This window comes from Ruegeria sp. N7 (assembly GCF_056531345.1).
The window spans coordinates 16012-41270 of record NZ_JBQFLR010000023.1 but is presented as its reverse complement, the minus strand read 5'-3'; the positions used below and the strand labels follow the sequence as shown (position 1 = coordinate 41270).

General features: G+C 56.0%; 25 protein-coding genes. 16 read left to right on the top strand and 9 right to left on the bottom strand.

What is annotated here, in order from left to right; translation table 11 throughout:
- Positions 1 to 11: 11 nt before the first annotated feature.
- From pcaG to pobA, 5 genes are read right to left on the bottom strand one after another with little or no spacing between them, the layout of a single operon-like run.
- The gene (pcaG, locus tag ACR0ES_RS18560) at positions 12 to 629 is read right to left on the bottom strand and encodes a protocatechuate 3,4-dioxygenase subunit alpha (protein ID WP_480488799.1); all 618 of its coding nucleotides are present in this window, start codon (positions 627 to 629) and stop codon (positions 12 to 14) included.
- 2 nt (positions 630 to 631) lie between these two features.
- The gene (pcaH, locus tag ACR0ES_RS18555) at positions 632 to 1360 is read right to left on the bottom strand and encodes a protocatechuate 3,4-dioxygenase subunit beta (protein WP_480560454.1); all 729 of its coding nucleotides are present in this window, start codon (positions 1358 to 1360) and stop codon (positions 632 to 634) included.
- Positions 1361 to 1412: 52 nt separating this feature from the next.
- Complete coding sequence (gene pcaC / locus ACR0ES_RS18550; protein WP_480488803.1) at positions 1413 to 1790, bottom strand: 4-carboxymuconolactone decarboxylase; 378 nt, start codon at positions 1788 to 1790, stop codon at positions 1413 to 1415.
- On the bottom strand, positions 1783 to 2571 hold the full coding sequence (pcaD, locus tag ACR0ES_RS18545; protein ID WP_480774348.1) for a 3-oxoadipate enol-lactonase: 789 nt from the start codon (positions 2569 to 2571) through the stop codon (positions 1783 to 1785). The genes pcaC and pcaD overlap by 8 nt, the downstream gene beginning before the upstream one ends.
- Positions 2571 to 3740, bottom strand: a complete 1170-nt coding sequence (gene pobA, locus ACR0ES_RS18540; RefSeq protein ID WP_480547488.1) for a 4-hydroxybenzoate 3-monooxygenase — start codon at positions 3738 to 3740, stop codon at positions 2571 to 2573. The genes pcaD and pobA overlap by 1 nt, the downstream gene beginning before the upstream one ends.
- 97 nt (positions 3741 to 3837) lie before the next feature.
- Between pobA and pcaQ the strand changes: the two genes are divergently transcribed.
- The 10 genes from pcaQ (at position 3838) to ACR0ES_RS18490 (ending at position 13249) form a co-directional block, all read left to right on the top strand.
- Positions 3838 to 4779, top strand: a complete 942-nt coding sequence (gene pcaQ / locus ACR0ES_RS18535) for a pca operon transcription factor PcaQ (protein WP_480488809.1) — start codon at positions 3838 to 3840, stop codon at positions 4777 to 4779.
- 43 nt (positions 4780 to 4822) lie between these two features.
- Positions 4823 to 5530 (top strand): class II aldolase/adducin family protein, encoded by a 708-nt coding sequence (locus ACR0ES_RS18530; RefSeq protein WP_480774346.1) that lies wholly within the window; start codon positions 4823 to 4825, stop codon positions 5528 to 5530.
- 8 nt (positions 5531 to 5538) lie between these two features.
- Positions 5539 to 5664, top strand: coding sequence for a hypothetical protein (locus ACR0ES_RS18525; protein WP_480871470.1), 126 nt, complete (start codon positions 5539 to 5541; stop codon positions 5662 to 5664).
- Positions 5665 to 5726: 62 nt separating this feature from the next.
- A complete protein-coding gene (locus ACR0ES_RS18520) occupies positions 5727 to 6752 on the top strand; it encodes a LacI family DNA-binding transcriptional regulator (RefSeq protein ID WP_480774344.1) in 1026 nt (341 codons plus the stop codon).
- 93 nt (positions 6753 to 6845) lie between these two features.
- The gene (locus ACR0ES_RS18515; RefSeq protein WP_480484636.1) at positions 6846 to 8147 is read left to right on the top strand and encodes an ABC transporter substrate-binding protein; all 1302 of its coding nucleotides are present in this window, start codon (positions 6846 to 6848) and stop codon (positions 8145 to 8147) included.
- Between the two features lie 106 nt (positions 8148 to 8253).
- Positions 8254 to 9120: a carbohydrate ABC transporter permease gene (locus tag ACR0ES_RS18510; RefSeq protein WP_480488815.1), complete on the top strand. Its 867-nt coding sequence runs from the start codon at positions 8254 to 8256 to the stop codon at positions 9118 to 9120.
- 12 nt (positions 9121 to 9132) lie between these two features.
- A complete protein-coding gene (locus ACR0ES_RS18505) occupies positions 9133 to 9963 on the top strand; it encodes a carbohydrate ABC transporter permease (RefSeq protein WP_209506825.1) in 831 nt (276 codons plus the stop codon).
- Positions 9964 to 9975: 12 nt separating this feature from the next.
- On the top strand, positions 9976 to 10980 hold the full coding sequence (locus ACR0ES_RS18500; RefSeq protein WP_480508256.1) for an ABC transporter ATP-binding protein: 1005 nt from the start codon (positions 9976 to 9978) through the stop codon (positions 10978 to 10980).
- Entirely contained in the window at positions 10977 to 11750 is a 774-nt protein-coding gene (locus ACR0ES_RS18495) for an L-iditol 2-dehydrogenase (protein ID WP_480774343.1), read from the top strand. The genes ACR0ES_RS18500 and ACR0ES_RS18495 overlap by 4 nt, the downstream gene beginning before the upstream one ends.
- A complete protein-coding gene (locus tag ACR0ES_RS18490; RefSeq protein ID WP_480774342.1) occupies positions 11750 to 13249 on the top strand; it encodes a mannitol dehydrogenase family protein in 1500 nt (499 codons plus the stop codon). Before ACR0ES_RS18495 ends, ACR0ES_RS18490 begins: the two co-directional genes overlap by 1 nt.
- A gap of 89 nt (positions 13250 to 13338) precedes the next feature.
- On the opposite strand, the gene ACR0ES_RS18485 is transcribed toward ACR0ES_RS18490, so the two are convergent.
- From ACR0ES_RS18485 to ACR0ES_RS18475, 3 genes are read right to left on the bottom strand one after another with little or no spacing between them, the layout of a single operon-like run.
- A complete protein-coding gene (locus ACR0ES_RS18485; protein ID WP_480484641.1) occupies positions 13339 to 14220 on the bottom strand; it encodes a DMT family transporter in 882 nt (293 codons plus the stop codon).
- Entirely contained in the window at positions 14221 to 15378 is a 1158-nt protein-coding gene (gene argE / locus ACR0ES_RS18480) for an acetylornithine deacetylase (protein WP_480484642.1), read from the bottom strand. It lies immediately after the preceding gene.
- Between the two features lie 3 nt (positions 15379 to 15381).
- Positions 15382 to 16593: a M24 family metallopeptidase gene (locus tag ACR0ES_RS18475; protein ID WP_480871469.1), complete on the bottom strand. Its 1212-nt coding sequence runs from the start codon at positions 16591 to 16593 to the stop codon at positions 15382 to 15384.
- Between the two features lie 1144 nt (positions 16594 to 17737).
- On the opposite strand from ACR0ES_RS18475, the gene ACR0ES_RS18470 reads away from it, so the two are divergent.
- The 6 genes from ACR0ES_RS18470 (at position 17738) to ACR0ES_RS18445 (ending at position 24328) form a co-directional block, all read left to right on the top strand.
- Positions 17738 to 19321, top strand: a complete 1584-nt coding sequence (locus tag ACR0ES_RS18470) for an ABC transporter substrate-binding protein (RefSeq protein ID WP_480488827.1) — start codon at positions 17738 to 17740, stop codon at positions 19319 to 19321.
- A 68-nt stretch (positions 19322 to 19389) separates the two neighbouring features.
- Positions 19390 to 20484 (top strand): M24 family metallopeptidase, encoded by a 1095-nt coding sequence (locus ACR0ES_RS18465; protein ID WP_480871468.1) that lies wholly within the window; start codon positions 19390 to 19392, stop codon positions 20482 to 20484.
- Positions 20484 to 21491 carry an ABC transporter permease subunit gene (locus tag ACR0ES_RS18460; RefSeq protein ID WP_480477613.1) on the top strand — a complete coding sequence of 336 codons (1008 nt, stop codon included), beginning with the start codon at positions 20484 to 20486 and terminating at the stop codon, positions 21489 to 21491. Before ACR0ES_RS18465 ends, ACR0ES_RS18460 begins: the two co-directional genes overlap by 1 nt.
- On the top strand, positions 21491 to 22393 hold the full coding sequence (locus ACR0ES_RS18455; RefSeq protein ID WP_480488831.1) for an ABC transporter permease subunit: 903 nt from the start codon (positions 21491 to 21493) through the stop codon (positions 22391 to 22393). The genes ACR0ES_RS18460 and ACR0ES_RS18455 overlap by 1 nt, the downstream gene beginning before the upstream one ends.
- 4 nt (positions 22394 to 22397) lie before the next feature.
- Complete coding sequence (locus ACR0ES_RS18450; RefSeq protein ID WP_480871467.1) at positions 22398 to 23375, top strand: ABC transporter ATP-binding protein; 978 nt, start codon at positions 22398 to 22400, stop codon at positions 23373 to 23375.
- Positions 23372 to 24328 (top strand): dipeptide ABC transporter ATP-binding protein, encoded by a 957-nt coding sequence (locus ACR0ES_RS18445; protein WP_480871466.1) that lies wholly within the window; start codon positions 23372 to 23374, stop codon positions 24326 to 24328. Before ACR0ES_RS18450 ends, ACR0ES_RS18445 begins: the two co-directional genes overlap by 4 nt.
- Before the next feature lie 73 nt (positions 24329 to 24401).
- Here ACR0ES_RS18445 and ACR0ES_RS18440 read toward each other — a convergent pair whose 3' ends face one another.
- Positions 24402 to 25172 carry a transporter substrate-binding domain-containing protein gene (locus tag ACR0ES_RS18440; RefSeq protein WP_480607278.1) on the bottom strand — a complete coding sequence of 257 codons (771 nt, stop codon included), beginning with the start codon at positions 25170 to 25172 and terminating at the stop codon, positions 24402 to 24404.
- Positions 25173 to 25259 lie beyond the last annotated feature (87 nt).

The window sequence follows — 25259 nt, the reverse complement described above, 5'->3', positions numbered from 1 at the left end:
GCACCAAGTAATCAGATATCAAAAAAGACGGTCTCATCTTCGCCTTGTATCTTGATATCGAAGCGATAGACAACTTGACCGTCCCGATTGGTGCGTTTGGCCAGCAGCGTTGCGCGGCGGCGTTCCCATTCGATGAGATTAAGGACCGGGTCCTTGCTATTGGCCTCTTCCTCGTCCTCGAAATAGATACGCGTATTCAGGCCGACATTGATGCCCCGGGCAACAACCCAAAGGTTGATATGAGGGGCCTGCTGGCCCACGTTTCGCCCCGGTGTCGGACCGGGTTTGACAGTGTCGAACGCCCATTCGCCGGTTTCAAAGTTGGTAATGACGCGTCCCCAGCCGCGAAAGCCGTCTTCGACATCGCCACCGCCCTCAGGATGGGCATAGACGCCCTTGGCATTTGCTTGCCAAGCTTCAAGCAGAACATCCTTGATGGGAGATCCTGCCCCGTCCACGACCAGTCCTTCGACCCTGATACGCTCACCCTCGGCATTTGGTCCGGCTATGTCCCAGCCCAATTCCTGCCTGTAGATTTCAAATCCGGCAGCCCCGGGTGCCAGACCGATATGGACGTAAGGCCCGGCTGTTTGCGAGGGGGTTTCCTTCAGATAATTCAGCTGTTGCATCTTCAGTTCCCCTCCAAACGGTTTTCAAACAGGGTCGAGCGCCGACCGCGCAAGACCACGTCAAATTTATAGGCGATGGTATCCAGAGGGATCGTTGAATTCATATCGAGCCGCGAAATCAGGCGGCTGATCGCATCGGCATCAGGAATAGTTTTCACGATCGGGCACCTGTCGATCAACGGGTCACCTTCGAAATAGCATTGTGTGATCAGGCGCTGTGCAAAACCTGTTCCGAATATCGACATGTGGATATGGGCGGGACGCCAGCTGTTCACCCAATTGCGCCAGGGGTAGGCACCGGGTTTCACGGTGCGAAAGAAATAATAACCGTTTTCATCTGTCAGGGTGCGGCCGCAACCACCGAAATTGGGATCGATCGGTGCCAGATAGGTATCTTTCTTGTGTCGATAGCGCCCACCCGCATTCGCCTGCCAGATTTCCACCAACGTGTTTGGCACCGGACGTCCGTTTTCATCCAGCACCCTGCCGTGCAGAATGATACGCTCGCCAATCGGGCTTTCGCCGGGTTGCGCATAGTTCGAGATCAGGTCGTTATCCAGAGGGTCAACATCGTTGTGGCCAAAAACCGGGCCGGTGACCTCACTGATCGAGTTTTGCAGCGAGATCAGCGAATATTGCGGTGAACGGGTCACGCTGGTCTTGTAGTCGGGTGTCAGCGCAGGTGGGTGCCACTCGCGGTCACGCTGGTAGAATTCACCTTGTTTCAACATTGTCGGATCACACTTCCTTTTTCTCTGACTGGGGTTTTTGCGCGTTTCCCATTCAGTCCTGTTCCATTTCATCATAGGTCTGTTTTGCCAGTTTGAGGGCCTGATTGGCGCGTGGCACGCCCGCGTAAATTGCGACGTGCTGAAACGCTTCAAGTACATCCTGCTTGCTGGCGCCGGTACGGGCTGTAGCGCGGATGTGCATCGGGATTTCTTCGAAATTGCCCAACGCAGCCAGCAAAGCCAGCGTCAGCATGGATCTCTCACGGTCGCTGATCCCGTCCGAGGCCCAGACGGTGCCCCACGCGCCTTCGGTGATAAGCGTCTGAAATGGACCGTCCAAATCAGACTTGGCGTCTTCGGCGCGATCCACATGGGCATCGCCCAGAATTCTGCGCCGCACTCGCATACCGGACTCGTATTTGTCACTCATTGCGGTTCTCCATCAGGAAGGCGGACAAGTGTTCAGCATAGGTGGCGGGGGCTTCCACACATGGCAGGTGCCCGGTGTTGGGTATTTCGGCATAGCGCGCCCCGGGGATCATAGCACAGGTCTGCCGGACCAGTTCGGGCGGGCAGGCGCGATCATCTGATCCGGCAATGGCCAGAACCGGCAATCGCAGCACCCGGGTCATGGGTTCAAGATCCGCATCTGCAATCGCGTTGCAGCATCCCAGGTACCCAGAAACAGGTGTACGTACCAGCATGTTGCGCCAAAGCAGCACGTTATCGGTTGCCCTGAAACCCGCCGCAAACCAACGGTCCAGAATTGCGTCTGCCACAGGCTCGATGCCGGACGACCGGATCGCGCCCATCCGGTCACGCCACATCTGCGCCGTCCCCATTTTCGTGGCGGTGTTGGACAGAACAAGGGCGCGGATCTGGTCCGGTCTGCGCGAAGCCAGCGCCTGACCGATCATCCCGCCAATCGACAGGCCGACAAACACCGTGTCGCGAACCCCGATATGGTCAAGCAAAGCCTCGGCGTCATCCGCCAGCTCAGCCATGCTGTAAAGCGCCTGAGGGCATTCCGACAGGCCGTGACCACGCAGATCGAACCGGATCAGGCGCAGGCCCTTGGGCAGCAAGGGCACAACCTTGTCCCAAAGGCGCAGGTCAGTTCCCAGCGAGTTGGCAAACACCACAGGCGTGCCATCTGGATCGCCATCCTCACGCCAATGCAGGTGAATGTTATCCAGCGCCGCAATCTGCATCAGTAGGGCAGCCCGACGTAGTTTTGTGCAAACACCGATTGGGCCTCTTTGTTTTCGCACAGGAAATCAATGTCAGCCTTCTGCATTTTCAGGTCAAAGCCGTTCTGTTCCGGAAAACGGTGCAACAGATTGGTCGTGGACCAGCTGAACCGCTCGGCCTTCCAGATCCGGGCCAGCGCTTTTTCGGAATAGCGGTCGATGCCTTCGCTGTCGCGGTCTTCATAGAATTGCAGCAGTGCGTTGTGCAGATAGTGGATGTCGCTTGCCGCCGTGTTAAGCCCCTTGGCCCCTGTGGGGGGCACGATATGCGCGGCATCCCCACACAGGAACAAACGGCCCCAGCGCATTGGTTCGGTCACGAAAGACCGCAGCGCCGCAATTGATTTTTCGACCGATGGCCCGGTAATCAGTGTCTCAGCATATTGCGCGGGGATCCTGCGTTTCAGCTCCTGCCAGAAGGCTTGATCAGTCCAGTCATCGGCACTGTCAGACAGCGAGCATTGAATGTAGTATCGGCTGAGGTTCTCATTGCGCATGGAACAAAGCGCAAAACCGCGTTCCGATCCGGCATATATCAGTTCGTTATGGACCGGGGGTGTTTCGGACAAAACGCCCAGCCAGCCAAACGGATAGACCTTTTCATATTCCCGGCGCACGGTCAGCGGGATGGTTTGACGCGACACCCCATGAAATCCGTCGCAACCGGCGACAAAATCGCAATCAATCCGGTGTCCGGTCCCATCCGCTTGATACGTCACATAGGGTGCATCGCTGTCAGCCCCGTGAATCTGAACATCATCGGCGTTGAAAACGATCTTACCGCCCATTGCCTCGCGCGCATCATACAGGTCACGGGTTACTTCAGTTTGTCCGTAAACAACCACATGACTGCCTGTCAGCTTTTTAAAGTTGATGCCGAATTCGATATCGCCATACGAGATCACTGTGCCGTCATGGACAAAGCATTCCTTGTCCATCCGCTCTGCCACACCGGCTTCGCGCATCAGTTCCACAAAACCGGTTTCCAGAATACCAGCGCGAATGCGGCCCAGAACATATTCCCTGGTTTTGCGCTCTAATACGATGGTGTCTATGCCCTTGCGGTGCAACAACTGGCTGAGCAAAAGACCTGAGGGTCCACCGCCGATGATCGCGACCTGAACGCGCATGTTGGCTCTCCTGATTTCGCGTATCTAATAATTGAACGCCATATCTCGATATGTAAAATGAGTTCTGCTTGGACTTAGTTGCCGGAATTGGAAAGTAATGATAGATCGCCGCATCAAAGTTAGGCATATTCAATGTTTTATTGAGATATGTCGCGAGAAAAGCCTGAAAGTTGCGGCAGAGAAGCTGTTTCTCACGCAACCGGCGATATCCAAGACACTTAAGGAGCTTGAGGATATTCTGGGCACTGTGCTGTTGTCCCGTAACCGGTCCGGTGTTTCTCTGACGCGGCAGGGCGAAGTGTTTCTGCATTTTGCCGAAATGTCACTGGCCGCTTTGCAGCAAGGTTTTTCTGGTGTGGAACAGATCGAGGCGCGGGGCAGGGCCAGCCTTCGGGTCGGGGTGCTGCCTTCGGTTGCGGCCCGTTTGATGCCAGCCGTTGCTACCGAGTTTTCCGAACTTGCGGGCAATGCCCGACTGAGCGTTTTCGACGGTCCACATGGCCATTTGATGGAGCGTCTTCGACTGGGCGACCTAGAGCTTGTTATCGGGCGTTTGGGTCGCCCTGAAACCATGCAGGGCATTTCCTTTACCCAGCTTTACGAGGAGAAGGTCGTCTTTGTCGTGCGCGCGGATCACCCGCTGCTGAAAGCCCCCGATCTCAGGCGGATTACCGAGTGGCAAGTGCTTTACCCGCCTGAAGGATCGGCAATTCGGCCCTTGGTGGATCGCCTCATGATCGCGCACGGGATTGGTGAAATCGAAGATCGTCTGGAAACTGTCTCGGGTGCTTTCGGGCGGGTGTATACCCGGCAGACCGATGCGATCTGGATCATCTCGGCGGGGGTGGTCGCCAATGAAATCAGCGATGGCCACCTTGTGGCGCTGCCGTTTGATACGTCAATCACACGCGGGCCCGTTGGGCTGATGCGTCGGCCTGACCAGGTCCTGTCACCTCAGGCGCAGGTTTTCGGGTTGGCTTTGGACAATGCAATTGCGAGGTTGGGCTTGTCGCCTGATGGTGCGACCTCTGATAACTAAGGCTGGTCCATTCCGCCGGGTGGCGCTAGGACAGGAGCACAAGATGGATGACAAGGAACGCAGAATCCGTGAGGCGATTATCGAGAAATGCCTTTTTCTGAATTCCAGTGGTCTTAGCCAGGGCACATCCGGCAATATCTCGGCCCGATACGAGAACCGGATGCTGATCACACCTTCGGCGACGCCATATGACAAGCTGACCCCCGAGATGATCGTCTCAATGCCATTTGATGGAGAGTTTGGGACCTGGTATGGCCCGCTCAAACCTTCGACCGAATGGCGGTTTCACTTCGACATCCTCAAGACCCGCCCCGATATGGGCGCGGTGGTCCATGCACATCCGATCTATTGCACGGCGCTGGCGATTGCACACAAAGAAATCCCGGCAGCGCATTACATGGTCGCGGCCTTCGGCGGTCCCAATGTTCGCTGCGCACCCTATGCGCGCTTTGGAACGCCCGAGCTGTCGGAGCTGGCGATCGAAGCGCTGCAAGATCGAACCGCCTGTCTGCTTGGAAATCATGGGTCCATTGCCATGGGAGAGGACCTGGACAAGGCCATATGGCGCGCAGTCGAGCTGGAAACCATTGCCCGTCAATATTACCTTTCCCTGACCCTCGGTCCGGTGATCCTGACCGATGAACAGATTTCCGAAACGCTATCCGGTTTCGCTTCTTACGGCGTTCAGGACGACTACAAGGACGTCGCAGCAGGCACTGCGCACGAGCAAAATGCGTCTGAACAGAAGTGAGCGCCAGGATGGCCGCGCTGGGGGTCGGTATATTGGGCTCAAGTCCAGAACTTCGCGACGTGATCAGGAGGTTTTCGCCTGTCGGCGTTGGTGTCACGCATCTGGCCATTCGCGCGGATACGGCTGCCTATTGATTTATTGTCGCGCGTAAAGAAAATGTAAGGTCAAAGCAAAAGAGTTCCGCAAGCGGGTAGGTATGGTAAAAATAAGAAATATGGAGGAGTTCGCGGCCCTGAGCGGGATTTCTCGGCCAACGGTTTCCAAATATTTCCACGACCCGGAAAGCGTTCGTTCCTCTACGCGGGCGCGTATCGAAGAAGCATTGGAAAAGTTCGATTACCGTCCAAATATCTATGCGGTGAACCAGAACCGAAAGCTGACCAAGAATATCGGTATCGTTGTTCCCTATCTTGCCGATCCATTTTTTGCCGAGATGGCCAGATACCTCGAGCAGAGCTGTATTGCGGCCGGGTATCGTCCATCTCTTTTCAGCTCGCATGGTGAGCAGGAACTCGAGAACGAAATACTCGACAGCCTGCGGTCGCTCAAGCCGGCCGGAGTACTGTTTGCTCCTTTGGGGCGCGGGTCGGACCGAGCTCACATCGAGAAATTTTGCGCCGAGGTGCCAACAGTTCTGTTTGACAGCAACCTCGAAGGTTTGGGTGCAGCCTTTATAGGGTCGGACAATTTCAGTTTTGTTTCCCAAACCGTGGAATACATGACCCGGACGGGTGAACCTCCGTCTTTCTTTGAAATGCGCACGCCAGCAAACCCAAACGCCAACAAGCGACGCAAGGCATATATTGAGGTTATGGAACGTCTGGGGTTCGAGCCCCATGTCATAAAAATCGATGGTGAAGGCTGGGCGTTTGAAGAGATCGGGCATCAGGGTGCTTTGAGAGTGTTGGAGAAAGGTGCTCTCAGGACGAATTCAGTTTTGTGCAGCAATGACCGTCTTGCAATCGGATTTCTGGCAGCCTGTTATGAGCAGGGGATTCGGGTTGGGCGAAAGGAAGATTGCTCACTCCGTGTCGCATCAAATGACGACCACCCCTTTGCAAAATTTACCTGCCCATCGCTGACAACAGCTGCGCATGATTATGACAACGTGGCTGGGCGCAGTGTGGACACCTTGTTTGAACTCATTGAAAGCGGCGGAAAATTTGACGATCGGACGGAAACTCTGTTTCCTGCGCGGCTTGTCTTGAGAGAATCCGCGTGAATTAAAACTTAACGCGCGTAAAGTTATTATTGACGCCGCGACAATTTATAAACTAGGGTCTCTGTACAGCATCCAAGCTCAGGGAGGACAGGGATGTATTTGAAGAACGCACTTCGTGCGGCGACTGCGTTGACTTTCGTCGCAACGGCAGCAGCCCAAGCGGAAACCATCACGATCGCGACCGTCAACAATGGCGACATGATCCGGATGCAGGGCTACACAGACGATTTCTCTAAAGCGACCGGCATCGATGTCGAGTGGGTGACGCTTGAAGAAAACGTACTGCGTCAGCGCGTGACCACCGACATCACGACCAAGGGCGGTCAGTTCGATATCATGACCATCGGCATGTACGAAACTCCGATCTGGGGCGCGAACGGCTGGCTGGTACCGCTGGACGGTTTGTCCGATGAATATGATGTTGGTGATCTGCTGCCTGCGATGGCAGGCGGGTTGAGCCATGATGGCACGCTTTACGCTGCGCCGTTTTATGGCGAAAGCTCGATGATCATGTACCGCACCGACCTGATGGAAAAGGCCGGTCTGGAAATGCCCGAAGCACCTACATGGCAATTCATCCGTGAAGCCGCGGCTGCCATGACCGATCGTGACAACGACATCAACGGCATCTGCCTGCGTGGTAAGGCAGGTTGGGGTGAAGGTGGTGCGTTCATTACGGCCATGTCCAACTCGTTTGGTGCACGTTGGTTTGACGAAGACTGGAAGCCGCAATTCGACCAGCCCGAATGGGCGGAAACGCTGAATTTCTACGTTGGAATGATGTCGGAATCCGGACCGGCCGGATATGCCACCAACGGCTTCAATGAAAACCTGTCGCTGTTCCAGCAGGGCAAGTGCGGCATGTGGATCGATGCGACAGTTGCAGCCTCTTTCGTGACCAACCCCAACGACTCGACAGTGGCGGATCACGTTGGCTTTGCTCTTGCGCCAGACACCGGTTTGGGCAAGCGGTCCAACTGGCTCTGGGCCTGGGCGCTGGCCATTCCAGCGGGCACACAAAAACAGGATGCAGCCAAACAATTCATCGAGTGGGCCACGTCCAAGGACTATATTGAACTGGTTGCCGCAGCCGAAGGTTGGGCGAACGTGCCGCCGGGTGCGCGCAAATCGCTGTACGAAAACCCTAACTATCAGGAAGTTCCATTCGCTCAGATGACGTTGAACTCGATCCTGTCTGCCGATCCAAGCAACCCGACAGTGAAGCCGGTGCCTTATGTTGGCGTTCAGTTTGCGGCAATTCCGGAATTTGCGGGTATCGCCACGCAAGTCAGCCAGGAGTTCTCGGCCGTCTATGCCGGACAGCAAACGGTGGATGAGGCGCTTGCCAAAGCGCAGGCCTTCACAGCAGAAGAGATGGAAGCCGCAGGATACTGAGGCAACCTTCCCAGCGGGGGGCAGACCTTCTGTCCCCTGCTCCCACTTCCACAATTCGTGTTTTTCTCGCAGGCTGCCTTACGCCTGAACAGAGAGGTCTTGCACAATGGCAACTCAACATTCCAGATCAGTTGCACGCCTGATGATGGCACCCGCAGTGGTGCTGCTGCTTGGCTGGATGCTCGTGCCGCTGACGATGACCCTGTATTTTTCCTTCAAGAAATACCTTCCCTTGCGGGGCGGTGATCTCGGATGGGTGGGTTTCGACAACTATATCCGGTTTGTTTCGTCCAGTTCGTTCTGGCCCGCCGTACAGGCAACGCTTGTCATTGTTATTGGCGTGTTGGCGATTACGGTCTTACTGGGCATCCTGCTCGCCATGCTTCTGGATCAACCGATGTGGGGCCAGGGGGTGGTGCGCATCCTCGTTATTGCACCATTCTTTGTTATGCCGACTGTGTCAGCTCTGGTCTGGAAAAACATGTTCATGGACCCGGTCAACGGGTTGTTGGCCCATCTGTGGCGCTTTTTCGGGGCTGAACCGGTCTCGTGGTTGTCCGAAGCTTCAATGACTTCGATTATCATGATCGTGTCGTGGCAATGGTTGCCATTTGCGACACTGATCCTTTTGACCGCAATCCAGTCGCTGGACAGTGAGCAACTGGAAGCCGCTGAAATGGATGGCGCACCGCCGCTCAAGCGGTTCTACCACATCATTCTGCCGCACCTGAGCCGTGCAATCACAATCGTAATCCTGATCCAGACAATCTTTCTGCTTTCGATCTTTGCCGAGATTTTCGTCACCACCGGTGGCGCGTTCGGCACCCGTACACTCACCTACCTGATCTTCCAGCGCGTTTTGGAAAGCCAGAATGTCGGTCTCGGATCAGCCGGAGGTGTCTATGCGATCATTCTCGCCAATATCGTTGCGGTCTTCCTGATGCGCATCGTCGGCAAGAACCTAGACGCGTGAAGAGGTAAAACCATGGCCCGCACCGTTACAATCCAACGCAAGTCGCTGAACACTGCCCTGGCCTGGGCCGTAGGTCTGCTGATCTTTTTCCCGATCCTCTGGACCATCCTGACCAGCTTCAAAACCGAAGCACAGGCCATCGCAAGCCCGCCACTGTTCCTGAACTTCGACTGGACGCTCGAGAACTATGCTGTCGTGCAGGAACGCTCGAACTACATGCGTTTCCTTTGGAACTCGGTCATCATCGCAGGCGGGTCAACCCTGTTGGGTGTGATCATTGCCGTACCGGCAGCATGGGCAATGGCGTTTGTTCCTTCGAAACGTACAAAGGACATTCTGCTTTGGATGCTCTCTACCAAGATGTTGCCGGCAGTCGGTGTCCTTTACCCGATCTACCTGCTGTTCATCCGTCTGGGGCTGCTTGATACACGAGGTGGACTGGTTGTCGTGTTGATGCTGATCAACTTGCCGATCATCGTCTGGATGCTCTACACCTACTTTCGCGAAATTCCCGGTGAAATTCTTGAAGCTGCGCGGATGGACGGGGCAACGCTGAAAGAGGAAATCCTGCACATCCTGACACCCATGGCTGTACCGGGCATCGCTTCGACTGTTTTGCTGAACTTCATTCTTGCCTGGAACGAGGCATTCTGGACCCTCAACCTGACAGCCGTTGACGCGGCCCCGCTGACCGCATTTATCGCCAGCTATTCCAGCCCCGAGGGCCTGTTCTTTGCCAAGCTCAGCGCGGCTTCGACAATGGCCATTGCACCGATCCTGATCCTTGGCTGGTTTAGCCAGAAACAACTTGTCCGCGGCCTGACTTTTGGCGCTGTGAAATAAGGAAAACTTCTCATGGGACGTATTCAACTCAAGTCCGTGACCAAAAGCTTTGGCGACGTGCAGGTTATCCCGCCACTGGATCTGACCATCGAAGACGGAGAGTTCACGGTGTTCGTCGGGCCATCGGGTTGCGGTAAGTCCACTTTGCTGCGCCTGATTGCGGGGTTGGAGGACATCACCTCTGGCTCCATCGACATTGATGGGGCCGATGCAACAAACGTACCACCTGCAAAACGCGGTCTGGCGATGGTTTTCCAGTCTTATGCCTTGTACCCGCACATGTCCGTTCGCAAGAACATCGCCTTTCCCTTGCGGATGGCAAAACTGGATCAGGCCGAAATCGACAAACGTGTGGAAGGGGCCGCGCAGGTTCTGAACCTGACCGACTATCTGGATCGCCGCCCCGGCCAACTGTCTGGTGGCCAGCGCCAGCGTGTGGCCATCGGGCGTGCCATTGTCCGCGAACCCGCAGCGTTTCTGTTCGATGAGCCGCTGTCCAACCTGGACGCCGCGCTGCGCGTTGGCATGCGTTTGGAGATCAGCGAGTTGCACGAGCGGTTGGCGACAACCATGATCTATGTGACCCATGATCAGGTCGAAGCGATGACGATGGCCGACAAGATCGTCGTGCTTCAGGCTGGTGTGATCGAGCAGGTCGGAAGCCCGCTGGACCTATATCGAACGCCGCGAAACCTTTTTGTCGCCGGGTTCATCGGTTCGCCCAAGATGAACTTTATCGAAGGCGAAGAGGCTGCAAAACACGGCGCACATACAATCGGTATCCGCCCCGAACATATTGCTGTGTCCGAGAACGAAGGAACCTGGAGCGGTGTCGTCGGCGTGTCCGAACATCTTGGATCAGATACGTTTTTCCACATACATGAAACCGGTCTGGCGGAAACAATCACGGTGCGCGCGGACGGAGAGGTTGGATTTAGGCATGGCGACCGTATCTACCTGACGCCACGTGCCGACGTGCTTCATCGTTTTGACGCCCAAGGGCTGCGGATCGAATGAAGCGACTGGACGGAAAAACCGCGCTCATTACCGGGGCTGCGCGCGGAATCGGGCTGGCCTTTGCAAAAGCTTACGTCGCCGAAGGTGCGCGTGTGGCCATTGCCGACATTGATATCACGCGGGCGCAAGCCGCAGCCTCGGAAATAGGTGACGCAGCAATGGCGGTCGAAATGAATGTCGCTGATCAGGACAGCGTCGACAATGCTGTTGCGCGCACAGTGGATCAGTTCGGCCAGATTGACATTCTGATCAACAATGCCGCCGTTTTTTCAGCGGCACCCATCACCGAAATCGACCGCGCCGATTACCAACGCGTCTTCGATATCAATGTCTCGGGCACCCTGTTTACATTGCAGGCTGTTGCGCGACACATGATCGACGCCAATGTCAAAGGCCGGATCATCAATCTGGCCTCACAGGCTGGTCGGCGTGGCGAATCTCTGGTCGCCGTTTACTGCGCCAGCAAGGCTGCCGTAATCTCTTTGACGCAGTCAGCGGGACTCAATCTGATCGCTCACGGGATAAATGTGAATGCGATCGCACCTGGTGTTGTGGATGGAGAACATTGGGATGGCGTCGATGCCTTCTTTGCGAAGTATGAAAATAAACAACCGGGACAGAAGAAGCGCGAAGTTGCATCAGCGGTACCGTTCGGCCGTATGGGACGTGCCGAGGATTTGACCGGGATGGCTGTGTTTCTGGCGTCTGATGAAGCGGAATACATCGTGGCCCAGACTTACAATGTCGATGGCGGAAACTGGATGAGCTGATGACCCCTTTGGCGGACATAACACCGGTAGAGCTGCGCCTCGACCACCTTGGGGCGCTTCCGGCAGATATCAAGAAACCCGGATACCGGCGAGAAGATATGGCACCTGGGATTGTTCATATCGGACTTGGGAATTTTCACCGTGCGCATCAGGCGTGGTACATCCACAGGCTTATGCAAAAAGGGTTGGCCCAGGACTGGGCGATCATCGGGGCCGGCGTTCGGGCCTATGACGCGGACATGCGCGAAAAGCTGATCCGGCAGGACTGTCTGACAACTTTGATCGAGCTTGACCCGTCCGGTGTTTCGGCCGAAGTCATCGGCCCGTTGATCGACTATCTGCCCATTGAACCCCAAAATGCGCCTCTGATCAGGAAAATGTCCGATCCCGCCATCCGGATCGTGTCCCTTACCGTTACGGAAGGTGGCTATTTTCTGGATGCCAAGTCGGGTGTTTTCGACGTGGACCACGATGACATTCGACACGACGTGCAAAACCCGCAACAGCCTCGCACGGTCTTTGGTGCCATAGTGGCAGCACTTGGCAATCGCCGTGCCGCCGGGCATCTGCCCTTTACGGCATTAAGCTGTGACAACCTTCAGGGCAACGGAACCATCCTGCGCAATTGCGTTGTTGAACTGGCACGCCTTACGGACCCTGATCTTGCGGATTGGATCGATCAGAACGGGGCGTTCCCGAATTCGATGGTGGATTGCATTGTTCCCGCAACCACTGATCATGTCCGAACCCAGACCCGCGCCCTGGGAATTGAAGACTGCGTTCCGGTGTCACACGAGAATTTCCGCCAATGGGTGATTGAAGACGATTTCTGTGCCGGGCGGCCGATGTTGGAGAATGTCGGCGTTACGATCACCAAAGACGTACACGCATATGAAACCCTGAAACTACGTATTCTGAACGGCGGGCACCAGATTCTGGCGAATGTGGGTGAGGTTCTGAACATCCCCACAATCGCGGACTGCATGAACGACCGGGAAATTTCGGCATTCTTCCTGAAAGTACAGACCGAAGAAATTCTTCCTCATGCCATTGCAGTTCCCGGGATGACACCGGAACAGTATCTGGATCTGGTCAATCGCAGGTTTTCGAACACGGCTATTCACGACACCACGCGGCGCGTGGCCTTTGATGGGTCTGCACGACACCCCGGATTCTTGCTCCCGTCGCTTCGCGATGCACTGGCCTCGGGTACATCTGTTACTGGGTTGGCGCTGGTTGAAGCTTTCTGGTGCCGGATGTGCGCCGGTCTGCGTGAGGATGGATCAGAGATTGCGCCCAATGATCCCATCTGGAGCGATTTGCAGAGTGCGGCCCTTGCCGCCAGGGAACAGCCCGAAAAGTGGCTTGAGGCAGCAAACCTGTACGGAAGTACTGGCCGTGAAGCTCAGTTCGCAGAAGCCTTCATACGCTGGTTGCCGCGGATCTGGCAGCACGGAAGCCGGACGACGATCAAAAGCTATCTGAATGCGCTTTCCTGACGGATGTGATCTCGGTTCAGGTGGTTTCCATTATTGAACTGGTCGCAGGCTTTGAATTTCCGGTGTCCGATCGAAAACTGCCATAGGCGTCAATCTTTGGATTTCCGCACGATATATACGCCTGCGAGGCAGAGAGCGAAACCAAAGGCGATGCGCCAGGTGACCGGCTCGCCCAGGATCATCCAGGCCAGTGCAATTGCCAAAGGGGTGACAAGGTAAAGCAATGTGGACACGCGGGTCGCGTCGCCGCGCTGAACAAGTGCGACATAGAGGCTGATCGAGATCAGGGAATTGGCGATGACCAGATACGCAAGGGAAAGGATCAGGTTTGGATGCCAGGTGACTTCCATCGTTTCGGTCGCCATTGCGATGGGAAGCAGCACGGCAAATCCGATCACATATTGAACAGCACCACCCAACACTGGGTCGCTGCGCCGCCCGTGACGTTTTTCCAGCAAAGTGGCGGCGGTCAGGCCGACCAATGCACTAACCGCAAGCAGCCCGGCGGAAAGAGGCACTGCGCTAGTCTTGTCAAAGACGCTGATTGCAACCCCCGCAAAACCCAGCGCCAGGCCAACCCACATCACGGGCCGTCCACGCGCTTCTCCGACCAACGGAGAGAAGGCGGCGACAAGTGCAGGTTGCAAGGCCATCACGATGGCAGTGGTGCCGGCACCCAACCCCTGTTTCATCGCCTGATAGGCCAGACCGAAGTAAACACATTGAATAAGAAACCCACTTGCCGCCATCGCGGCCCAGTGCGCCGGATCACGCGGCAGGGCAGGGCGGAACACCGCCAGCAGCGGCAGAAGACACAGAACAGCCAGACCATAACGGATCGCAAGCATGGTCATCGGTTCCACATAGGGCAGCCCCAGCTTGGCAAAGCTGTAGCCACCCGCCCAGAACAGCACGAACAGAACCGGTGCACCCAACCAGAATATCGATACCGCGCGGGCCGAGGTCATCATCTATTCCAGCTTCGAAGATAATCGCCCAAGCATATCAAGGCATTGGGCCATTTGGTCGACCGAGACGTATTCATCGGGTTTATGCGCTTGATCGATTGATCCGGGGCCGCAGACAACGACGCTCATCCCCAACTGCTGGAATATCCCGGCCTCGGTGCCGAAAGGTACAACGTCGGCGCCATTTGCCCCTGTCAGTTCCATCACAAGGTCACGCGCTTCGTTGTCGTCCATTGGCTCCAGCCCGTCGACCTCACCGATTACTTCGGTCTTGATACCGGCATCGGGATGAACAGTCTGCATTGCCGGGATCAGGGTTTGCGCGCAAAACCGGTGCAGTTCGTCTTTGACGTAATCCGCATCCGCCTTTTGCACTGGTCGCATCTCCCAATCGACCCGCGCCTTACCGGGGATCACATTATGGGCCACCCCGCCCACCAGCGAACCGGTATTTATTGTTGTCCATGGCGGGTCGAACGGGCTGTTTTCCGGTGCTCGCCCTTGCAAATCAGCCTTCAGCGCCAGCAGTTTCGACACGTATTGCACTGCGTATTCGACAGCGTTAACGCCGCGCTCGGGGGCCGAGCCATGGCCTTCGAACCCGGTAAAATGCGCTGTATATTCATAGCAGCCCTTGTGGCCTTCGATGATGCGCATCGAGGTGGGCTCGCCGATGATGACCACAGCGGGTTTGATCGCTTTCTCCCGCAGGGTTTTGGCCAAAGCCTGCGCGCCAAAACAGCCGATTTCTTCATCATAGGTAAAGGCAAAATGCACCGGGCGCTGAAGGTCCAGCTTTGCGTAATACGGGGCCATGACGACTGCCGCCGCTATAAACCCTTTCATATCGCAGGTTCCGCGTCCAAACCACTTGCCGTCCCGCTCCTCCATCACGAACGGGTCCGAGGACCAGTCCTGATCGGCGACAGGCACTACATCGGAATGGCCTGACAGAACGATACCACCGTCGCGCTTTGGGCCCAATGTGGCAAAAAGATTGGCTTTGGTGCCGGTTTCATCATGCCATATTTCAACCTCTGCACCGCAATCGCTCAACCGGTCCGCGAGGTGTTTGATCATGTCCAGGTTGCTGTCTGACGAAACCGTGGGGAAGCTGATCAGTTCGCCCAGCAGGGTCTTGGCGTCTTCGAGGGTGCTCAAGGCTTAGTCTTTCACAAAGAGCTTTCGCTCGATATTGCACAGGGCTTCGGCGGGGCCGTTTTCAGTGATAAGAATGGTTTCCGTGGTCTCAAGCCCCCAGCTGTCCATCCATAGCGCAGGCATGAAATGGAAAACCATGCCCGGCTGCAGAATGGTCTCGTCTTCGGCACGGATCGACGCTGTCCGTTCGCCCCAATCTGGCGGATAGCTCAGACCGATAGGGTATCCCATGCGCCCCTCCCGTTCGAGTCCGTGACGTGCAAGAACCTTAAGAAAAGCGTTTGCAATGTCGCTGGTCCGTTTGCCAGCCCGGGCAGCCTCCAGACCCGCCGCTATCCCTTCGATCTGTGCGCGTTCCGCGTCCCGCATTTCTGGCGGCGGAGTGCCAAGAAATACCGTGCGGCAAAGCGGAGCGTGATAGCGCCGATAGCAGCCGGACAGTTCGAAAAATGTTGCTTCACCCTTCTTCATCGGTGCGCCATTCCATGTCAGGTGCGCGGCAGTGGCATCCAGCCCTGAGGGTGTCAAAGGGACAATAGCCGGGTAATCCCCCCAATCATCCTCAACCCCGGTAATCCCGGCGTGAAAGATATCTGCGACAAGGTTGTTCTTGCGCACGCCCACTGCGGCGCGATCAATGGCCGTTTGGATTACTTTTTCGGAGATCCGGGCCGCCTTGCGAATAAAGACAATTTCTTCTTCCGATTTGATCAGACGCTGCCAGTTTACAAGTGCCGTCGCATCCACCAGCGTCGCTTCGGGCAATTCCTTGCCCAAAACCTCGTGTGCCTTTGCGGAATAGTAATAGTTCTCCATCTCAACGCCGAAGCGGGCGGTGCTCAGCCCAAGCGCGCGAATGTGGCCAGCCAGATCCTGCATGGGATGGCGTATGGTTGATTGAACGTAGTGGTCTGCATAGCCGCGAATGTTGTCCTTGGACATCCAGCATGTGCGCAACCCACCCAATGCATCCATCTGGCGTCCCCACCAAATCGGCTCACCTTCCATGCCGAGCAATACGCCCTGATGCACGTAAAAGGACCAACCATCATAGCCAGTCAGCCAAGCCTGGTTCGAAGGGTCGGTGACAAACAGTAGCTCTAGCCCCGCTTTTTCCATAGCGCTTCGGGTCTTGGCGATCCTGCGGTCATATTCCGCTTGGCTGAAGGGGGCGTGTTCAATCGGCATGGCATCCTCGGAGGCTGGATATGACATGTACTTGAGCGCAATCTTTCCAATTTGTACACAAATGAACTTGTAAGCGATACCTGAACCGAAACCCCTATTAGAAGTTAATGGGTTATCTAACGAGGAGATCATGGTACGCGTACAGGGTATTCGCCCTCAGCATCGAAGGACGCAGTAGAATAGAGCGCTGGAAGCATGCGAAGTCCCTGTTCGGTGGTTAGTGCGCTTCCGAAACCGCGCCAAAAGTCATGAGCCACCGAGGGTCATGAGAAAGTTCTTCAGACCTCATCTGATCGCGGTTTTCGCGGGCCAATCGACTATTTGTGCGGTTTTATGCTGCGCCTGAGCGAGGATCGGCATTTCTCCGCTGGATATGATTGCAAGACGGCAACGGTGGCACCTGATCTCGCGCGCGGCATGGTGCAGAGGGTCGGTGTCTTGGGGCACAGTGAAGGCTCGCTGCCAAACCCCAGATGTCCAAGGACTCAATCAATGCTACACACTGCGCCCACCTGTCGAGAGGCGGCCCCTTGTTTCGATGCATGTCGATCCAGCGCGCTCGACACCAACGGCATTCTCAATTCAACGCGTGCCGCGTCCCCTGTGGTGAACGAGGCAGAGTGTCAAAGCCTGCGCAACTCGGCCGGTCAGAGGAAAGCGCGCAATCTTTGGGGAATGGTTGCGTGGGGTTTGTTGGTGATAGTCCAAATCGCTGCGTACGCCGCCATGTTCTATGGCGTGTTGGTTATGCATATCTCGCTGCTTCCCTACGTATTTCTGGTAGCACTGACAGTCTTATTCTGGCTGGGCTACGATTGCATTCGCGATATGCGCAAGGATGCTTCATCAGCTAACAGTCAAAGTTAGATATCCTTTCTTACCTGAATGACTTCGGGTCAATGACAGTCAATATCTGTGGCCAAACTGCCGGGCCCAGTGGAATGTAAGTGTTGCCCTTCGTGATTTCCTTGGGGCAGGGCGCTTTCAGGTTCAAGACACACCCTGGCAACAGGCATCTTTCACGAAAGTCAGTGACAGAGCCGGTTGACAACAGGTTTTGTATTTTGGATACATTTGTCAGGGATATCGCAACGACCTGTATTGTCACTGAACGCTCTGACGACAAAGAGCCCTGCGATTGTCTTGCCAAGTCCATTTCTGGGAGAAAATCATGAAACTCAATCTTCTGGCCGCAACCACGGCAATAGCCCTGTCGGGTGCCGTGGCACAGGCAAATACCCTGGTGTATTGTTCCGAAGGTTCACCCGAGGGGTTTGACCCTGCACTGTTTACCGCAGGAACTACCTTTGATGCCTCGTCGCATCCTATTTACAACCGGTTGCTTGAATTCGAAACCGGTACAACCAATGTGATCCCCGGTCTGGCTGAAAGTGTCGAGGCCAGTGATGATGGCCTGGAATACACGTTCAAGCTGCGCCAGGGTGTCAAATTCCATTCGAATGACGAATTCACCCCGACCCGCGACTTCAACGCTGATGACGTAATCTTTTCCTTCATGCGCCAAAAGGACGAGAACCACCCCTATAACCAAGTGTCTGGCGGCACGTGGGAATACTTCCAGGGTATGGGGATGCCGGATCTGGTCTCTTCTATCGAAAAGATTGATGACTACACGGTGAAGTTCACCCTGTCCAAGCCAGAGGCACCCTTTGTTGCGAACATGGCGATGGATTTTGCATCGATCATGTCAGCCGAATATGGCGATGCTATGATGGCTGCCGGAACGCCTGAAAAACTGAATACCGCGCCCATCGGGACCGGGCCTTTCTCGTTCGTGGCCTACCAGAAAGACGCGGTGATCCGCTATGCGGCCAATGGCGACTACTGGAAGGAACCGGCGCAGGTCGAAAACCTGATCTTTGCCATTACGCCGGACGCGTCTGTTCGCTACCAGAAGCTGAAGGCTGGCGAATGCCATGTGATGCCTTACCCGAACCCGGCTGACATTCAGGCGATGAAGGATGATGCAGACATCAACATGATGGAGCAGGAAGGGCTGAACGTCGGGTATCTGGCTTACAACACCACGATGGCGCCGTTCGACAACCCCAAGGTTCGCAAAGCGTTGAACATGGCGATCGACAAACAGGCGATCATCGACGTGGTTTTCCAGGGCTCGGGCCAGGCTGCCAAGAACCCGATCCCGCCAACCATGTGGGGCTATAACGACGCTATTGTGGACGATGCCTATGATCCCGAAGCGGCCAAGGCCATGCTTGATGCCGAAGGTGTCTCGGACTTGTCGATGAAGATCTGGGCGATGCCTGTTCAGCGCCCCTATAACCCCAATGCCCGCCGCATGGCCGAGCTGATCCAGGCGGATTTTGCCAAGGTTGGTGTGGGCGTCGAAATCGTCTCATACGAATGGGGCGAATACCTGTCACGCTCGAAAGAACTGAACCGCGATGGTGCTGTTTTGCTGGGCTGGACCGGGGATAACGGCGATCCGGACAACTTCCTGGCCGTTCTGCTGGGCTGTGACGGGGTCGAAGCATCTAACCGTGCACAATGGTGCCACCAGCCGTTCGAGGATCTGATCCTGAAAGCCAAGCAAAGCACCGATCAGGCCGAGCGGACCAAGCTGTATGAAGAAGCGCAGGTCGTGTTCAAAGAGCAGGCCCCATGGGCAACCATTGCTCACTCGGTTGTATTCATGCCGATGAGCAACAAGGTGCAAGGCTACAAAGTGCACCCGCTGGGCGGCCACATCTTCTATGGTGTGAGCGTCGAGTAAGCCACCACTCACTCACCGGAGCCGCCTGTTTGGCGGCTCCGGCTTTCTTATTGAGGAGGTCGGCCTGAATGCCGGATCTGTCCGAATATCGTCAACTGGCACGGGACCTGTCAGTCGACGCAGTAGCTCTTGTGCCTGGCCCGAACTTCACCCGCGCTTTGGGAAAAGCTTTCATGAGCCACGAGCGGCCTTTCGTGGTTATTGTCCCGGCTGAGGGACAGGCCGCAGCGATTGTGCCCAATCTGGAACTGGCGTCATGGGATCTTGTAGGGTTCGAGGGCGCTGTTTTCGATTGGCGCGATCAGACCGGTTATGATGATGCGTTTACTGCTTTGGCCGCACATATGCCGATCCGCTCTCTTGCGGTGGAAGGTCAGGTGATGCGGGTTTTTGTCTCTGCGGCTTTTACACGTGCTATGCCGGACTTGCGGATCGTTGACGGTGAACGCGAAATCTCGGGCCTGCGCATTATCAAAACCGATGAAGACATTGCTGCGATACAGGCGGCCATCGATATCTCGGAACGTGCTCTGGGTCGTGTGATTGCAGATGTGCGCGTCGGTCAGACTGAAAAACAGGTCGAGCAGGCCCTGATACAGGCGCTGTTTGCAGAAGGAGCCGAGTCTCTGGCGTTTTCGCCCATCGTGGCGGCTGCCGACAATTCTGCACGGCCACATGGGAAAGCGCGCAGCGACTACCAGATCAGGGCAGGCGACGCGTTACTGTTCGATTTCGGCGCCTGCAAAGATGGTTTTGCTGCTGACATCACGCGAACCTTCTTTGTTCAAGACGTGTCGGACGAGGGTAGGGAAGTCTACGATACCGTTCTGCGCGCCAACAAAGCCGGGTTCGAAGCTTGCCGCCCGGGTGCAACGGCCCATGACATCGACGATGCGGTCATAAGCGTGCTCGAGGCCTCGCCATTTGCGGATCGTATACGTACCAAAACGGGTCACGGGCTTGGCCGGGATGTGCACGAGGCACCTTATATCATGCGCGGAAACCACCAGAAAATTCTGCCGGGCATGGTCTGGACGAATGAACCAGGTCTCTACGCGCTCGAAAGTTTTGGCGTTCGCATTGAAGATGACGTGCTTGTCACTGTGGATGGTTGCCGGTCGCTGACCCATTTCCCCAAAGAGCTTACAATCATAGGTCGCTGATGTTTGGTTACTTACTCACCCGCATTGGCCTGTTCGTCCCGACTTTTCTGGGCGTGACGTTGATCTCATTCATGTTCATCCGGGTGCTGCCGGGTGATCCGATCATCGTCATGGCCGGCGAGCGTGGCATGACTGAAGAACGCTATCAGGAAATGGTAGAAAAGCTGGGTTTCGACAAACCGGTGTTGCAGCAATACTGGGAATACCTTGCCGGGGTATTGCAGGGTGATCTTGGCGAAAGCTTTGTCACCAAAAAACCGGTCTGGGAGGAGTTCTTTTCGCTGTTCCCCGCGACAATGGAACTTTCGCTCTGCGCCATGATCTTCGCCATCGCATTGGGTCTGCCTGCCGGTGTGATTGCGGCGGTAAACCGGGGGAAGTTTTTTGACAGGGCACTGATGTCTTCGGCATTGGTCGGATATTCGATGCCCATCTTCTGGTGGGCGCTGCTGCTGATTATCGTGTTTTCGGGCAATCTTGGCTGGACACCGGTGTCCGGCCGGATCGACCTGCTTTATTACTTCCCAAGTGTCACTGGCTTTATGCTAATCGACAGTCTTTTGTCCGGGCAGGAAGGCGCATTCGGGTCGGCCGTTCGTCATCTGATCCTTCCGACGATTGTGCTGGGTACTATTCCGCTGGCAGTGATCGCGCGTCAGACCCGGTCGGCGATGCTGGAGGTTCTGGGCGAGGATTACATCCGCACCGCACGTGCCAAAGGGTTGTCGCCGACCCGGGTAAACGGGCTGCATGCGCTACGTAACGCGCTGATACCGGTTGTCACGGTGATCGGGTTGTCGGTTGGTACGTTGCTGGCGGGGGCAATTCTTACTGAAACCATCTTCAGCTGGCCGGGCATCGGCAAGTGGATGGTCGACAGTATTTTCCGCAGGGATTACCCGGTGGTGCAAGGGGGTTTGCTGATGATCGCGGTGATCGTGATGCTGGTGAACCTGCTGGTCGATGTTTTGTACGGCATCATCAACCCCAAAATCCGGAGACGATGATGACCGAGCTTTCGTCGAACCAACCAATGGCCGAAAATCGTCCCAGCGCACTGCGAGAGTTCTGGTACTATTTCAGCGAAAACCGCGGTGCCGTGATCGGGTTGTGGGTTTTTGCCGCCTTTGTGTTCTGTGCGGCCTTTGCCCCTTTGTTGGCCCCCTATGATCCGACCGAACAGTTCCGGGACCATATCCTGCAACCCCCTGCCTGGCAGGAAGGCGGAAGCTGGGCCTTCCCGTTGGGCACCGATCCATTGGGCAGGGATATGCTGTCGCGGCTGATCATGGGTTCACGCTATTCCTTCTTTGTGGGGATCGTTGTGGTCTGTGTTGCCGTAACGGGCGGCGTAATGGTCGGCCTTCTGTCGGGTTTTGCGCCCAAATGGGTTGATACGTTGATTATGCGGGTGATGGACATCGTCCTGGCTTTCCCGTCTCTGCTGCTTGCCCTTGTTCTGGTCGCTATTCTGGGCCCATCACTGACCAACGCGATGATCGCCATCGCCATCGTGTTTCAGCCGCATTACGTGCGCCTGACCCGCGCTTCGGTTCTGGCGGAACGGCAGAAAGACTATGTGACCTCGGCCCGTGTGGCCGGTGCTGGCAAGTCGAGGCTGATGTTCATCACGGTATTGCCCAATTGCCTGGCACCGATCATCGTGCAGGCGGCCCTGTCTTTTTCGACTGCTATTCTGGACGCGGCGGCCCTTGGGTTTCTGGGCATGGGCGCGCAGCCCCCCACGCCGGAATGGGGCACCATGCTGGCTGAAGCGCGCGAGTTCATCCTGCGCGCATGGTGGGTTGTCACCTTCCCCGGTCTCGCAATCCTGGTCACCGTACTTGCCATCAACCTGATGGGCGACGGGTTGCGCGACGCGCTGGACCCGAAACTGAAGCGGAGCTGATCGCATGAGCCTTTTGCAGATCCGTAATCTGACTGTCGAGTTCGCCACATCTTCGGGCAGTTTCCGCGCCGTGGACGGTGTCGATCTGTCGGTCGACAAAGGCGAATTGCTGGCCATCGTTGGCGAAAGCGGTTCAGGCAAGTCCGTGTCGATGCTGGCACTGATGGGCCTGCTGCCCTGGACCGCCACGATCACCGCCGATGAGATGAGCTTTGAGGGCCGTGACCTGTCCGGTATCTCGGCCCGCGAACGGCGCAAAATCATTGGCAAGGACATGGCGATGATCTTTCAGGAACCGATGTCCTCGTTGAACCCCTGTTTTACTGTCGGGTTCCAGATCAAAGAGGCATTGCGCATCCACCTGGGCCTGAACCGAAAAGAGCGTCATGAGCGTGCGGTCGAATTGTTCGATCAGGTTGGCATTCCCGCGCCTGAAAGCCGTCTGAATACCTTTCCGCATCAGATGTCAGGGGGCATGAACCAACGGGTTGTGATCGCGATGGCCATTGCCTGCAAGCCCAAGCTGCTGATCGCGGATGAACCGACCACGGCACTGGACGTGACCATTCAGGCGCAGATTCTGGATCTGCTGATCCGGTTGCGTGATGAGCATGACATGGGCCTTGTTCTGATCACCCATGACATGGGCGTCGTTGCGGAAACCGCCGAGCGGGTTCAGGTGCAATATGCCGGGCAAAAGGTTGAAGAACAGCCTGTCAGGGATTTGTTCCGAACTCCCCGCCATCCCTACACCACGGCCCTGCTAAGTGCTTTGCCGGAACGGGCGACGTCCAAGATTCTTCCGACGATACCAGGTGTTGTTCCGGGGCAATTCGACAGGCCAAAAGGATGCCTTTTCAGCCCACGGTGCCGCTTTGCCGATGCGACCTGCGCCCAAACCCCGCCGACCCCTCATGCCGAGGGATATGGCAAGGCGCGCTGTCACCATGTTGAAAAGATTGCCGCCGGAGAGCTGGTATGACCACACCTATCGTTCAGGCCAACGCCCTGGCCCGGTATTACACGGTCAAGGGCGGGTTGTTGTCCAAACCTGCAACCGTAAAGGCGCTGTCGGGGGTGGATTTCGACCTGCAACCGGGAAAAACACTGGCCATTGTCGGAGAGTCAGGCTGTGGAAAGTCTACGCTGGCCAGACTGATCACAATGATCGAAGAACCAACCTCGGGCAGTCTGACGATCAACGGGGTCGACATCACCCCTTCGCAATGGAGCAAGATGCGAGAGACGGTGCAGATCGTTTTTCAAGACCCATATAGCTCGTTGAATCCGCGTCAGCGCATCGGCCAGATCCTGCAAGAACCGTTGATCATCAACCGGCCACAGATGACGGCCGCCGACCGTGAAATGCAGGCACGCAAGATGATCGAGATGGTAGGCCTGCGCCCGGAACATTATGACCGCTATCCGCATATGTTCTCGGGTGGGCAGCGCCAGCGGATCGCCATTGCGCGGGCGCTTATGCTGGACCCCAAGGTGCTGGTTCTGGATGAACCTGTCTCGGCACTGGATGTGTCGATTCAATCGCAGATCCTGAACTTGCTGGTCGATCTTCAGGAACGGCTGAACTTGGCCTACCTGTTCATTTCACATGACTTGTCGGTTGTCCGGCATTTCGCTGACGACGTGATTGTCATGTATCTGGGGCGCGCGGTCGAAAAAGGTCCGAAAGAGCAGCTGTTCGCGGCACCCCGACATCCGTACTCCAAGGCGTTGCTCTCCACGACGCCCCGTGCCGACCCGGATGCCCGGAAAGAGCGGATCAAGCTGGAAGGCGAGTTGCCGTCACCCATGAACATCCCGAAAGGGTGCGCTTTTGCGCAACGATGCTGGCTCGCGACTGAACAGTGCAGGCAAACATTGCCTGAACTGGATGATGAAATTCATCAGGTCGCGTGTCTGCATCCTCTTTTCTGAAAAACCAGATGGCCAGCGAAAACGCCCGGGCCATAGGACCGGGCGTTAGAAAATCCGCACGTCCTTGAAGGCGTCAGAGCCCCCATTTCTCGCGGTTTGCTTCAAAAAAGCCTTCCGCTTTTTTCACTTCGATCCAGTTGTTTACATAATTTATCCAGATCTGGTCGCCTTGTGGCAGGATCATCGCAATCGGCGAAGGTGACCGTGGACCGGCGTTTTTCACGCGGATAACAGGAAACTTCTCCTCTAGGGTCGAGCCCTCGATGTTCGACGTTATGAATACATCAGCACGACCGGCGATTACTTCCTGATACCCGCGGGCCGGGGCCTCAACCACCTTGATCTCGGCGTTCGGGAACCACTCGCGGACCCGTTTTTCGAATGTGGTGCCCAAAGTCGTCGCGACTTTCACACCGGTCTGGTTGATCGAGTCATACCCGTCGAATTTGTCAGCCTTGTCCTTGGTGGTGTAGGGAAAAAGTTCGACCGAAATATAGCTGTCCGAAAAACCCGCAACTTTCATGCGCGGTGGCGAAATCGATGCCGACCCGGTCAGGTGGTACTTGCCCGCGACCACACCATTCACCAGTGTTTTCCAGTCGGTGGGGACAAATTCGACCTCAACTCCAAGATCGGCGGCCAATGCATTCATGATGTCGATGTCGTATCCTTTGTAGCTGTTGGTTGCCGGGTCGCGCAGTGTCATCGGGTTCCAGTCACCTGTGGTCCCAACCTTGAGAACGCCGGAATCCAGCACCTCGTTCAGCGCAGATTGCGCCTGTGCGGAACCGGACAATACAAGCCCCAACACGGCAACCGCCGCGGCTTTCCAAAAAACGCTCATAGGTATCTCCCGTTGGTGGCGTTACGACCTTGTGATTGCAATCCTCATTGATTTCAGTCCAAAGGGAAAGATAACCTCAAGAAAATA